At 51.2% G+C, this 12,953-nt stretch carries 10 protein-coding genes and 1 pseudogene; 9 read left to right on the top strand and 2 right to left on the bottom strand.

From position 1 onward, the window contains the following. Window positions 1-7: 7 nt before the first annotated feature. Window positions 8-982: an ABC transporter permease gene (locus tag AB9F26_RS06065; RefSeq protein ID WP_369767576.1), complete on the bottom strand. Its 975-nt coding sequence runs from the start codon at window positions 980-982 to the stop codon at window positions 8-10. 374 nt (window positions 983-1,356) lie between these two features. On the opposite strand from AB9F26_RS06065, the gene AB9F26_RS06060 reads away from it, so the two are divergent. Both AB9F26_RS06060 and AB9F26_RS06055 read left to right on the top strand, forming a co-directional pair. Beyond that, on the top strand, window positions 1,357-2,400 hold the full coding sequence (locus AB9F26_RS06060; RefSeq protein ID WP_369767575.1) for an ABC transporter ATP-binding protein: 1,044 nt from the start codon (window positions 1,357-1,359) through the stop codon (window positions 2,398-2,400). After that, window positions 2,397-3,365, top strand: coding sequence for an ABC transporter ATP-binding protein (locus AB9F26_RS06055; RefSeq protein ID WP_369767573.1), 969 nt, complete (start codon window positions 2,397-2,399; stop codon window positions 3,363-3,365). Before AB9F26_RS06060 ends, AB9F26_RS06055 begins: the two co-directional genes overlap by 4 nt. A 97-nt stretch (window positions 3,366-3,462) precedes the next feature. On the opposite strand, the gene AB9F26_RS06050 is transcribed toward AB9F26_RS06055, so the two are convergent. After that, complete coding sequence (locus tag AB9F26_RS06050; protein WP_369767572.1) at window positions 3,463-5,142, bottom strand: M14 family metallopeptidase; 1,680 nt, start codon at window positions 5,140-5,142, stop codon at window positions 3,463-3,465. A gap of 390 nt (window positions 5,143-5,532) precedes the next feature. Here AB9F26_RS06050 and AB9F26_RS06045 point away from each other — a divergent pair, with 390 nt between their 5' ends. The 7 genes and pseudogenes from AB9F26_RS06045 (at window position 5,533) to AB9F26_RS06015 (ending at window position 12,914) form a co-directional block, all read left to right on the top strand. Next, window positions 5,533-6,225, top strand: a complete 693-nt coding sequence (locus tag AB9F26_RS06045; protein WP_369767570.1) for a GntR family transcriptional regulator — start codon at window positions 5,533-5,535, stop codon at window positions 6,223-6,225. A 108-nt stretch (window positions 6,226-6,333) separates the two neighbouring features. After that, on the top strand, window positions 6,334-7,887 hold the full coding sequence (locus AB9F26_RS06040) for an ABC transporter substrate-binding protein (protein WP_369767569.1): 1,554 nt from the start codon (window positions 6,334-6,336) through the stop codon (window positions 7,885-7,887). Between the two features lie 176 nt (window positions 7,888-8,063). Further along, entirely contained in the window at window positions 8,064-9,191 is a 1,128-nt protein-coding gene (locus tag AB9F26_RS06035) for an alanine--glyoxylate aminotransferase family protein (RefSeq protein ID WP_369767567.1), read from the top strand. Between the two features lie 392 nt (window positions 9,192-9,583). Next, a pseudogene (locus AB9F26_RS06030) lies at window positions 9,584-10,048 on the top strand (integrase core domain-containing protein); the annotation flags it as partial. 79 nt (window positions 10,049-10,127) lie between these two features. Next, complete coding sequence (locus AB9F26_RS06025; RefSeq protein WP_369767566.1) at window positions 10,128-10,478, top strand: transposase; 351 nt, start codon at window positions 10,128-10,130, stop codon at window positions 10,476-10,478. A 119-nt stretch (window positions 10,479-10,597) separates the two neighbouring features. Further along, on the top strand, window positions 10,598-11,845 hold the full coding sequence (locus tag AB9F26_RS06020) for an IS256 family transposase (protein WP_369767565.1): 1,248 nt from the start codon (window positions 10,598-10,600) through the stop codon (window positions 11,843-11,845). 103 nt (window positions 11,846-11,948) lie between these two features. Beyond that, window positions 11,949-12,914 carry an IS110 family transposase gene (locus AB9F26_RS06015; RefSeq protein ID WP_369767563.1) on the top strand — a complete coding sequence of 322 codons (966 nt, stop codon included), beginning with the start codon at window positions 11,949-11,951 and terminating at the stop codon, window positions 12,912-12,914. The last annotated feature ends 39 nt before the right edge of the window (window positions 12,915-12,953 follow it).

The raw sequence follows: 12,953 nt of genomic DNA, 5'->3' as shown, positions 1-12,953 counted from the left end.
GCGCCCCTTAGAGTTTCACACGCGGGTCAAGGCGCGCATAGATCAGATCGACGATCAAATTGAGAAGAATAAAAACCAGCGCCAGTAGGATCACTGACGCTTGCACGACTGGAATGTCACGCTGATTGATGGCGTTAAAGACCAACCGCCCGATACCGGGATAGGAGAATACAGTCTCAACAACGACGACTCCGCCCAGTAGAAACCCGAATTCAAGCCCGATCATTGTCACCACAGGAAGCCAAGCATTGCGCAAGGCGTGGTTCACAATCACTTTGCTCTCAACGATACCCTTTGAGCGAGCTGTGCGTACAAAGTCTTGTTGCAACACTTCGAGCATCGACGAGCGCACCAGCCGCGCATTGCGCGCCAATGTGTACGAGCCAACAGCGATGGCAGGAAGAACCAAGTGATACACTGCATTAGGGATATTTCCAAAAGCGGTACCAAATTCACCCGCAAAAAGCGGCTTCAGAAATGGGACATGCCCAGAGATCGGGAACCATCCTAGATAAAGCCCGAAGTAAAGAATCATCATTATTCCCAGCCAAAAATTTGGAATCGACTGGCCCAGCATTGCAAAGGTCATGATACCACCATCTACTGGACGGCCGCGATTAAGCGCGGCATATATGCCAAGCGGGATCGAAAGGCCAATCGCAATAACGAGCGAAAACACTGTCAGCTCAATCGTGGCGGGCATCGCTTGAAGCACGACTTCCATTGCAGGTTGGCGATAACTGAGTGATGTGCCAAAATCGCCCTGAAGCGCGTTCCAAATATAACTAAGATACTGAATATGTAGCGGTCGATCAAAGCCGAGAGCTGCCCGAGCTCTCGCGATTTCCGCCACATCAGCGTTCTCGGAAACGAATAGATAAGTGGGATCGCCTCCCATTTGTAGTGAAATAAAGCTGATCAAAGTCACGCCAATGATGACAATTATGCTTTGAAGCAGCCTTCTGGTCAGAAATGTCCACATTTGCGTGCCCTATGCTTGCGGTTATAAGATATTGATGACGCTTAGTTTTCCAGCGGTCCTAGTCTTGCAGTTATGCACTTAAGCGATTTCCAAGAAAATTGGAGGTTTATCTGGGAAGCGCGCTTTCTGATGCTTGACAGGGTTGAGTAGCTGGAACACAGTAGTTTATATATTGTCGACAGTTTAACAATAGAACCACGCAGACCCGCAACCCGTCAAGCGCACAAACGCACAAAATGACGGAAACGAAACAAGTAAAAATGCGAGAAGGCATCCGGCCCTCTCTACTCCCGCCGCCATCTAGGTCACACGAATTGGCCAGTTATTTGGCAAAGTCAACGAAAACACGCCACAATCCGATCGGACGAGACAGCATGACCCCATCTTCCGGACCACCCGAAACGACCGATAATCGCACTCCTTTGTTACGGGTGCGCGACCTGCAAACTAGTTTTCGCCTCAATCGTAAAATCGAGATTGCCGCCGTGGATGGTGTTAGTTTTGACATCTATCCAGGCGAAACATTGGCCATTGTCGGCGAATCAGGGTCGGGGAAATCAGTCACCAGCCTCTCGATCATGGGACTTTTACCAAAAGATGTCGGCCGCATTTCCCAAGGAAGCATTCAACTTGACGGCCGTGAACTAACCACATTGTCCGACGCTGAAATGCGCCAGATACGCGGCAGAGAGATCGGCATGATCTTTCAGGAACCGATGACCTCTCTTAACCCTGTGCATACCATTGGCCAGCAAATAGCGGAGGTTTTGATCCGGCATGAGGGTCTCAGCAAATCCGCGGCTCGCAGCCGCTCAATCGAGATGCTACAACTTGTGGGCATTCCTGAACCAAACAAACGCATTGACAGTTACCCACATGAAATGTCTGGCGGTATGCGTCAACGCGCCATGATTGCTATGGCAATGGCCTGTAAGCCGCGCCTTCTGATCGCGGATGAACCGACGACCGCTCTCGATGTGACCATTCAGGCGCAGATGCTGGAACTGATGAAGGATCTTCAGGACGAGTTAGGAATGGCGATCATATTTATTACTCACGACCTTGGCGTTGTGGCCGAAATGGCCGATCGCGTTGTGGTGATGTATGCCAGTCAAGTTGTTGAAACTGCAGACGTACACGACATCTTCGCAGAACCTCGGATGCCCTATACTGCGGGGCTCATGAACTCGATCCCACGTGTTGGGTCATCTATAAACAAAAAGCGATTAGAGGCGATACCTGGTACTGTGCCAGGCATCCTCGACTTGCCCAAAGGCTGCCGGTTTCATCCCCGTTGCAGCTTTGCTACCAATGTTTGCATCAGTGCGCCCCCAGTGCTTCAAGATCCCGGTGACGGGCATTTGATACGCTGCGCCCGCTGGAAAGAACTAGACCTGACGAAAAAGGAAGCGTCATGACCGAAGCTCTACTTGAAGTCGAAAACCTACGGAAATTCTTTCCGATCCATGGCGGCGTTTTGCAGCGTGTGGTTAATAAGGTGCAAGCCGTCAACGACGTATCCTTCAATGTGCAGCGCGGCGAAGTTGTGGGCCTTGTTGGCGAAAGCGGCTCGGGTAAAACAACGGTTGGCCGCACGCTCCTACGTTTGGAACAGGCGACATCGGGTGCCGTGCGGTTTCGTGGTCAGGATGTCATGGCGCTCAGCGAAACTGAGATGCGGAGCTATCGCAAAAAGATGCAGATCGTCTTTCAGGACCCTTATGCCAGTCTAAATCCGCGCGAAAAAATCCGCGAGGTTTTGGGCCATCCACTCAAGCTCCACAAGATTGGCACCTCATCGGATCGTGAGGATCGAGTCGTGGCCTTACTCGAACAGGTTGGTCTTTCGCGTGACCACCTTGATCGTTATCCGCACGAATTTTCGGGTGGGCAACGGCAACGGATCGGCATTGCTCGCGCACTCGCGGTTGAGCCGGAATTTATTGTCGCAGATGAACCTGTTTCCGCTCTTGATGTATCAATTCAAGCGCAAGTGATTAACCTTTTGGAAGATCTCAAATCCAACTTGAACCTAACCATGTTGTTCATTGCCCATGACCTTGGCGTGGTTGAACATATCTGTGACCGCGTTATAGTTATGTATTTGGGCCGCGTCATGGAAATCGCCAGTGCTGCAGACCTCTATGCCCGCGCCAACCACCCTTATACACAGGCGCTCCTATCTGCGGTTCCTGTGGCAGAACCCGGGAAAAGGCGCCGCCGCACTGTCCTGAAAGGCGACATCCCTAGCCCGATTAATCCACCGAGTGGCTGTGTCTTTCGAACACGCTGCCCGATGGCGACAACCGAATGCGCTCAAGTCGTGCCAGAATTGAAAGAAATCGGCCCAGATCATTTCAGCGCCTGTATTCACACCACCTAGCCCAGATTTTTCTGTATAACCCTCCCTCTAAACAACTTGCCCCGGCACAATGCGCTGCCGGGGCTTTTTCTTTGTCGGAAGTCGGTGCCATGAGCCCCTATTCCAAGGTTATCGCCAGTCGAATTGTGCCAGCTTTTTCGGATTGAGCCGTCACCTCAATCTGCTTACCGGTTTTGGCCCGCACAACCCATTCAGTGGCTTTCTTTGTCGGAGTCCATTTCTCTCCCCAAGGCGACCAAAGATCATATCTTTCAGTCCGCCCTGCCAAATGCCCTAGGTCTGCTAGTGGTGGATTGACGACAATCTCGGCGCCTTCAAGCGTTACCGTCACAGGTTTGGCCACGAGGTTATCCAAGGCAACATCCGATAGGTTCGTCGGTAGATATCCATGGTTGGCAACTACAGCGCGGACTTTCCAAATATCTCCTGAGAGGTTTACAACCTCAAGCGCGTCAATCGACAATTGTGGAGCAGCGGCGGCATGAGCTAGATTGAAAAGCACATTTTTGCGGCACATATCTTCAAGCAACGCACCAGGGGGATTGCGATAGGCCCAAATGTTCACCATGCCACCAATTTCAACCGATCCAAGCTGCGGGTGGTCAAAACTTTTCCAAGGTCTGAAACCGGTATCACCTACGTTTTCAATGACCCAATCATGCACTGTTTCCAGCGTTTCTTCGCTGCGGGCATATCGGTTAGAATAGCCAGCTTTATCGATTCCAGCAGTGCGCTCAAGGTCCCAGAGCTCAATGCCAAAACTGATTATTCCCATTTCTTCGTAGGTCCAATCCATTAAGCCACCGCGCCGAGGCTTGGTCTTGTCCGGAGTGAAATCCTCATAGATCGAAACCGTCGGATAATCAGTCAACGCTGTTCCCATCGCTCCAATCTGTTCATAAAGCGTCAGATCGCGTGTACCCATCGCGCTGTCGGGGCGCGTCATGCTGGGCCGCAAAATGATGCCACCGTGGGTGTGATAAGCACACATGCCGCAGATGTTGGGGTGCTCAAGGATCACGTCGGCCATGCCTTTGGCCTCAGGCTCGGACAGTGGATATAATCCCGCACCATATTCCTGTGGCGACCAATTTGTTGGGAAATTGCGGTTCATGTTGCCGTCAAAAGGCCGCTCAATACGAACTTCAGCTGCGGTGGGATCACTTGGTGCTTCTCGAATACTACCCTCAGGATACATCCGAAAATAGTCGCCGCCTGTCTCTGCTGGCCCCCGCTGGACCATAATATCAGGATTTGAGGCTGATTTTTTCCACTCGCCCGCCGAATCAGGTACGCGCATCCAGACGATAAATCCATCACCATCAATATCTTCAGGAATCAAACCGTCGATTCGGTCTGCTTCAGGTAGGAACCGGCCATTGCCGCACCAATTGTGATAAGGTGGGACAAGTGCGAACTCGGCACCATCGGGGTTGATCCGTGGTAGAATATAAAACGCCTGCGTATCAACCAGCCGCGTCACTTCGGCGTCGGTGCCGTAGTTAGTGAGCAGATGCCAAACCGCGTATAGGGCGGCCGCACTGGTTGCGTGTTCTTCTGCGTGGATTTGTGCGTCTATATAATAACCGGGCTTCTCTAGTGCAGGACCTGTCTTAGGATTATTGATTTCAATCAACCAAACTTCCCGTCCTTGAAACGACTTAGCGACAGAACGCATTGTCGCTAAGTCGGGGAATGACCCGACTAAATTGCGGAGATGATCGGTCATCTCATCGTATTTTAGATAAGTATCAAAAGGGATTTTAGGTACTGCCATTTTCTTCCTCATGCCTTTGTTAGAGTTTTGCGTCCATTGCATTAATGTCGACAATATACGCCTATCACAAGCGGCTACCTCACCTTAAGTATTTTTTGAAACTCTTCTGATCAAAGGAATGTTTGAACACTTGACAAGACAACTCATATTGACGACTGTAGATTATGGATTGTCGACAACACACAGTAGTAAAGGTAGCGAACATGAGTGCAACCTTCGGTTTGCCGCACAAAAACCTTCTGCTTTTCCGTATCTTTGTATCCAATCGACAATTTTGTATTGCCAAAATGCTATTGGCGCCCCTTATGTCACTAACGTTGCAACTATTCTGTGTGAATGCCCGTTCTTGGACACCCAGATTGCATCACAACACCATGAGGAGGAATTGACTTGAGCAACCCAGAAAAATTTACCAGCGATGAGCTTCAGAGTGATATGGCCCCGATCGAAAACATCCCGCTTCGACTGCAAGTGGCCGATCGACTACGCAATGCGATTCTAAGCGGACGCCTGCGCCCCGGCGCAAGTCTCGTTGAGACTGCATTGGCTGAACAGATGAATGTGTCTCGCGCACCAATCCGTGAAGCAATCCAAATTCTCGAAAACGACGGACTTGTCGAGACGATCGCCTACAAAGGCAAGCGTGTTAAGCCGCTGACAGTGCGTGAGATCACCGAAACCTACTCGCTTCGAGAAGCCTACGAAACTATGGCGGCCCGTCGCATCATCGAAAAGGGCGTTTCAGTCGCTCCTTTGCGCAAATTTTGCGATGAAATGATGATCGCTGCTAAAACTAACAATTTCGAGGCATTGATCCTTGCTGACGAAGCATTTCATCGGACCATGATCAAACTTGCCGATCACGACCTGCTGTTTTCCTCTTGGAAAAATCTCTATCTGCGCATTCACCAAATCATGTCGCTACGTCGTCGCGACGACCGGGAAATGACTGAAATCGCCGGAAACCACCCCCCTATCGTCGACGCAATCGAAGCCGGCGATACAGCACTCGCAATACAGCTAGTCTCAGAACACACTCACAATTTGGCCGACTTTGATCCGGCTGAAATCGCAAAAACCTAATTCATGGTGCGTCTTTAACAGTATTCGACTGCACCAGAAAAGCTGCGTGAAAAGGCATTAAATTGCTAGTCATCAGACGTTTAACCCAACAGGTGAAAAGGAAATACGATGTTAAAGAAGAACCATATACTAGCCATGGGGACGGGTTTACTGCTCCTTGGTACAGCAGCTGTGGCGGCCCCAGCGGACGACGCAATTATTGTCGGTCTGAGCGCCGATATTACAACGCTTGACCCGGCGGCTATCGCCTCTCGCGATAATAGCAATGTTGCCCGTCATATCTTCGGCACTTTATTTTCGATTGATGGCGAAGGTAAAACTCATCCTGACCTGGCGACCGACCTTAAGGTTTCTGAGGATGGACTGTCTTACGTTTACACGATGAAAGAAGGTCTAACCTGCCACGACGGTGAGCCTCTGACCGCGGAAGACGCAGCTTATAGTTTTAACCGTGCTGCTGATCCTGCGCTTGCATTTACCGGCAACACACCTGGCTTTATATTTAGCTCGATCGGTTTTCAGAGCGCTGAAGCCCTCGACGATACCCACGTTAAGATCAACATTGACGAAAAAAATCCAATTGCTTTTGGTTTAATCACTGAGGTCTTCATTCACTGCATGGACAGCTATTCTACCATGACAACAGATGAAGCCACGACGACACCTATCGGATCTGGTGACTATGAGATGACCTCGTGGACCCGTGGTTCAGAGATTGTCCTGAACAAAGTAAATGGCGATTCCCCATTCAACAGCATCGTTTGGCGCATCCTTCCTGAAGCCTCGACTCGTGCCGCCGAACTTATGGCTGGTAACGTCGATATCATTACCAATGTTGCGCCCGACCAGATGGACGTAATCAATGATAGTGGCGTCGCTACAGTTGACCCGATCCAAGGCACACGCCGGATGTATGTCGGATTTAACCTAAGCGATGAGATGGCAGCTAAGCCGGGTGGTGAAGCCATCCAAAACACGGACGTGCGTCGCGCATTACAATACGCGGTCGATGTGCCAACAATCTGCAAGCAGCTCCTAAACTTTGAATGCGAGCGGATGACCGGTATTGTGAATCCACAAAACGCGCACCCAAATCTCACCCCCTACCCCTTCGATCCCGATATGGCTGAGAAACTGCTTGATGAAGCCGGTTGGCCGCGTCAGGGTGATGACAACATGCGCTTCAGCATTGAATTTCAAGCTGGTCAAGGCCGTTACCTCAACGACACAAATGTTGTTCTGGCAATTACCCAGATGCTGACTGACGTTGGTATCGACGTGCAGTTGAATATGATGGAATGGTCGAGCGTCTACATCCCGCTTATCCGTGAGCGTAATGCAGGCCCACTCTACTTCATCGGTTCAGGTGGAGCTCTTTGGAGTCCGCTTTATGACATGACCGACCTTGCAGCCGTAGAATCTGGCACCAACTATACCCATTGGGATGACCCACGTTGGTTTGATCGTTGGGCTGATATTTCTGCTGCTGAAAGTGCAGAGGAACTGCGCACCATCGTCGATGAGATGTTGCAAGTATTTTACGACGACGGCCCTTGGCTACACCTTTACTTTCAGCCTGATTTCTATGGTGTAAGCAAGCGTATCGATTGGCAGCCGCGCCCTGATGAAAAGGTCTATCTGTTCGACGCTAAACTGAACTGATCCACCCATTTGTCAAACAAACGAGGCTGGGGGCGCAAGTTCCCAGCCTTGTCCATTGAACGCGGTAGCCAATCCGACCTAAACTGCTCAATTTTACAGATCCACTCAAAGTAAGGATGGCGCGCGAGATTGAACGTACTATAAAATTAGTGATGCAAACAAATAGGATACCAAGAATGACTCACCAAGGCTCCACAGTTGATCCAGACGGTTTGGCGGAATTTTCAGTCGTGTTTACGGACCGATCTCTGAACCATATGTCTAAATCCTTTCAACGCGTTATGAACGATATTTCTGGTATGTTGAAATCCGTTTATGCGGCGCAAGGTGTGGCACTCGTCCCTGGTGGCGGCACCTACGCAATGGAGGCAGTTGCACGTCAGTTTGTCAACAATCGCAAAGCTTTGGTCATTCGGAACGGGTGGTTTTCTTATCGCTGGACGCAGATATTTGAAGCGGGCGATATTCCGGCCTCGTCCACCGTCCTTAAGGCACGCCGCACAGGTAACCACCATCAAGCCCCCTTCTCTCCTCCGCCGATTCAGGATGTGGTTAAGACTATTTTGGATGAGCAGCCAGACGTGATTTTTGCTCCCCATGTCGAGACATCTTCCGGCATCATGCTCACCGAAGATTACATTCGCGAGGTCACTACGGCGGTTCATTCCTATGGCGGTATGTTTGTCCTCGACTGTATCGCCTCGGGTACTGTTTGGCTTAACATGGAAGACCTCGGCATCGACGTTCTGATATCCGCGCCGCAAAAAGGCTGGAGTGCTTCGCCCTCCTCTGGCTTGGTTATGATGAACGATTTGGCGATTGAGCGCCTTGGCCAAACGCAAAGCACCAGTTTTGCCTGTGATCTGGCAAAATGGTTTCAAATCATGCAGGCCTACGAAAACGGCGGCCATGCCTATCACGCGACGATGCCAACTGACGCATTGGTTAAGTTCCGCGATGCTATGTTGGAAGCCAAGGAGATCGGTTTTGACACGTTGAAATCTAATCAGCTTGAATTGGGAGTAAAAACGCGTGAACTTTTGGTTGCGAACGGTTTTCCAAGTGTTGCCGCAGAAGGATTTGCAGCCCCGGGTGTGGTCGTGTCTTATACCGACGATCCTGCCATCCAAAATGGCGCGAAATTTTCTTCACAGGGTATGCAAATTGCGGCCGGTGTACCCTTGCAATGCGATGAGCCAGAAGATTTTCGGACATTCCGCCTTGGGCTTTTTGGTTTGGACAAATTGCAAGACGTTGACGGAGCCGTCGACAAAATCCGTACCGCACTTTCAAAGCTTAAATAGAGGTATGGGAAAGTCTGAGACTCGAGCCTAAGGCCTGGATTTAAAACCATGTTTGCTTCACACAGCCGCACTCTAAAATCGGAGGTCCGGCGGTGTGGGGCTCACAAAACAGTTACATAGCAACACTCATTGAACCAGATTCTTCGTCCTGGTCAAAGGTGCTAATGCGGCCGCCGAAAGTGTGAATACTGGATTCATCAAATCGGTTCAAAGATTGCCGTGTGAACTATGCGACAACTTTGACCAAACGATCGCAGAAAGAACGGGCAGACCATCCAAACTTCACGCGGGCTTCCGACTTGGACGTCTGCGTAGAATGTACACATGCATCAGATGAACAAACCGCGAATCATGCTTCAATGGCTTTCACAGGTATGGACAGGACGTATCGCGATCAGGTAAATGTCGTTCCCAAGCCACGGTTACTCAGCGACAACGGCTCCAGCTACGTGTCCGGCGACTTGGCTGACTGGCTCAAAGGCAAAGGGATGAAGCATTCTCGTGGCGCGCCGTATCATCCACAAACACAAGGCAAGATCCACTCTCATCGATACTTCGTATCGACTGCCGTGCAATGGAACGATGGCACCAAACCCTGAAGAACCGCATTCTGCTGGAACATTACTTCCTGCCGGGTGATCTCAAAGCGCAGATCGAAGCCTTCGTCGATCACTACAACCATCAGCGCTACCCTTTGACCGGCAGGTGATGCGTGCATCACCGAGAGGGGCGAGAGCCTGAACAACGTCACGCCATCTGACGTCTACTTCGGACGAGACAAGGCCATTCTACAGCAACGCGAAAGGATCAAACGAAAGACACTCGAAGCGCGGCGCTTGCATCACAGACAACGGTAACCGTTGGTTTGACCCCACATTCCCCTTGGGTGGTTAATATGCGATTCCGTCCCTTCATAGATTTGGAGGGAGTTTCTCTATGGAAGCTACGAATGAGTTTCTCACAAGAATTCCGCGTGGGTCAGACGGCAAACGGCGCTGGCCTCTTGAGTTGAAGGCGCGGATCGTTGCGGAAACGCTGATTGAGGGCGCGACTGTGAATGGGGTGGCCAAACGATATGGTTTGATACCCAGCAGCGTTTCAGATTGGCGACGCATGGCGCGGACGGGCAAGCTTGTTTTGCCCAACTTGGATGGTATGGATTTTGTGCCAGTGCAGATTGAAGGTCCTAAGCCGCTTGAGGTGGTTCCAGCGCCACCTAAAGAAGAAGCCGTTCGATGGAGCAGTCTATGTTTCGCTCTTGCTCCGTTCGTTGAGGGCATTATGTAACCCGACAAAGTGCACGGAGCTATGACTGAATCTGGTGTTTTGAGGATTTGAAGGTTGGCGGCGTATCTGGTTGATTTGTTGTTGTGAGACAGCAGGCCAACCAAAGGAGATACACCACCATGGAAACGACTAACATTGTTGATTTTGCCGGTCCAGACGGGATTACAGACACGCTGACAGAACTGCTGAGAACAGGAGCACAACAATTGATCGCAACGGCGGTTCAGGCTGAACTCGAGGGCTTTATGGCGCAGTTTTCGGCAGACCGTACTGAGGCTGGTCATGCGGCTGTCGTGCGTAACGGGCACCATCCGGCCCGCCCGTTCCAAACGGGCATCGGCCCTGTGAGTGTGCGCATTCCCAAGGTGCGTTCAAAGAACGGCCAGCCAGTGACATTCCGTTCAGCCTTGGTGCCGCCCTATGTTCGCAAAACCAAGACGCTCGAAGCCGCGTTACCGTGGCTGTATCTGAAGGGCATTTCCAGTGGCGAGATGGCCCCCGCCCTCAAGGTTCTTCTAGGCCCTGATGCGGCGGGTTTGTCGGGGAATACTGTGTCGCGGCTCAAGCGTGATTGGGCCAAGGAGTACGACGGCTGGAGGACCGCGGAATTGGACGATGAGCCATTGGTTTATATCTGGGCTGACGGTGTCCACAGCGGTCTTCGGGGCGAGGATGACAAGCTCTGCGCCCTTGTGATTATTGGCGTAACAGCCCGTGGAAAGAAGGGGTTCTTGGCCATTGAGGACGGGGTTCGCGAGTCTACCCAGAGTTGGCGCGAGGTCCTGTTGAGCCTAAAAAGCCGGGGCATGAACGCGCCCAAGCTGGCTATCGGGGACGGTGCCATGGGGTTTTGGTCAGCGCTGGACGAAGTGTATCCTGAGACCCGCCATCAACGCTGCTGGCAACATAAAACGATGAATGTGCTCAACTGCCTGCCCAAGCTGTCTCAGCCAAGGGCCAAGGCCGCGATCCACAATATCTGGCAAGCTGAGAACAAAGATGATGCAGACAAGGCTTTCGATCTGTTCATCAAAATCTACGAACCCAAATACCCAAAGGCGACGCTGTGCCTGCAAAAAGACCGAGAGGAGCTCATGGCATTCTTCGATTTTCCGGCGCAGCATTGGCAAAGTATCCGCACCAGTAATCCGATTAAATCCGCCTTTGCTACAATCCGTCACCGCACCAAGCGCTCGAAAGGCTGCCTGTCACGCGATGGCATGCTGCACATGATGTTCAAGCTGGGCCAATGTGCCGAGCAAAACTGGCGAAAGCTACGCGGCTTTGACTACCTTGCCAAAGTCATCACTGGCGTCACGTTCAAAGACGGAATTGAAACCACTGAAAACAGCCAGATCGCTGCATGACCAACATTCCTCAAACACATGGTGTGAGTGCGGCGGCCGCTCTCCAATGGCGGGCGAGGTCATGTATATTGGCTTCACAGTGTCAGTCAAAAGGAGAACGACCATGAAATATTTTGTAGGACTTGATGTCTCTCTGAAAGAAATTTCAGTGTGTGTGATTGATGGCGATGGAAAGATCAAAGCCAGAGGTACTACACCTGCGGACCCTATGGCTGTAAAAAGCTGGTTCAAAAACCGCTCACTCGAGCCAGAAACTATTGTTCATGAAAGCGGCCAGCTGTCCATCTGGCTGCAACGCGGTTTTCTCGAACTCGGCCTTCCGGCAATTTGCATTGATGCCCGACGGGCCCATAAAAGCCTGTCAGCCCGGCTGAATAAGTCAGATGCTTCCGATGCTGAAGGGTTGGCTCAACTTGCCCGAACAGGATGGTTCACTCCAGTTTTTGTCCGCAGTGTTGAGGCAGATCGGTTGCGGGCGTTGGTGGGAGCAAGGGAACGTATGATACGATTGCGCAAAGATCTTGAGGGGCACATCCGGGGTGTTTTGAAAACGTTTGGAATTCGCATGACCGGCGTGCCCCAGGGAAAGTTGCGCCAAAAATTCCGTGACCAACTGGCCGCTGCGGGAGAAACTGATCCCGTGTTGCGCACCATGGCCGACGCCTTCATTGATATCCATGCAATGCTGTGTAAAGCTACCGCTGACCTTGGAAAGGCGTTGAAAACCAAAGCCGAAACGCATCCGATAGCCAAACGTTTGACGACGATTCCAGGCGTTGGCCCCATCGTGTCACTCAGTTTCATTGCGTTGATCGAAGATCCCAGTAGGTTCACGAAATCCACTGATGTGGGTGCCTACCTTGGCCTGACTCCCAAGCGATACCAATCAGGAGAAATTGACTGGTCAGGGCGCATATCGAAACGAGGCGATAAGGCCATGCGGTCGCTGCTAGTCGAGTCCGCGTCCACCTTAATCCGAAACGTCAAAAGGTTTTCGGCTCTGAAATCTTGGGCAATCCGATTGGCTGTGTCTGACGTCAGCACCTGCTGGACAGATTTGAGTATTTGAATAATGGAGGATTTCTGGTTCATCTTATCGATTAGGAGA

Source organism: Falsihalocynthiibacter sp. BN13B15 (genome assembly GCF_041205415.1).
In the GTDB taxonomy this organism is placed as follows: domain Bacteria; phylum Pseudomonadota; class Alphaproteobacteria; order Rhodobacterales; family Rhodobacteraceae; genus Falsihalocynthiibacter; species Falsihalocynthiibacter arcticus.
Note: the sequence above shows the minus strand (reverse complement) of the source record. Positions and strands in the feature narration are given on the sequence as shown.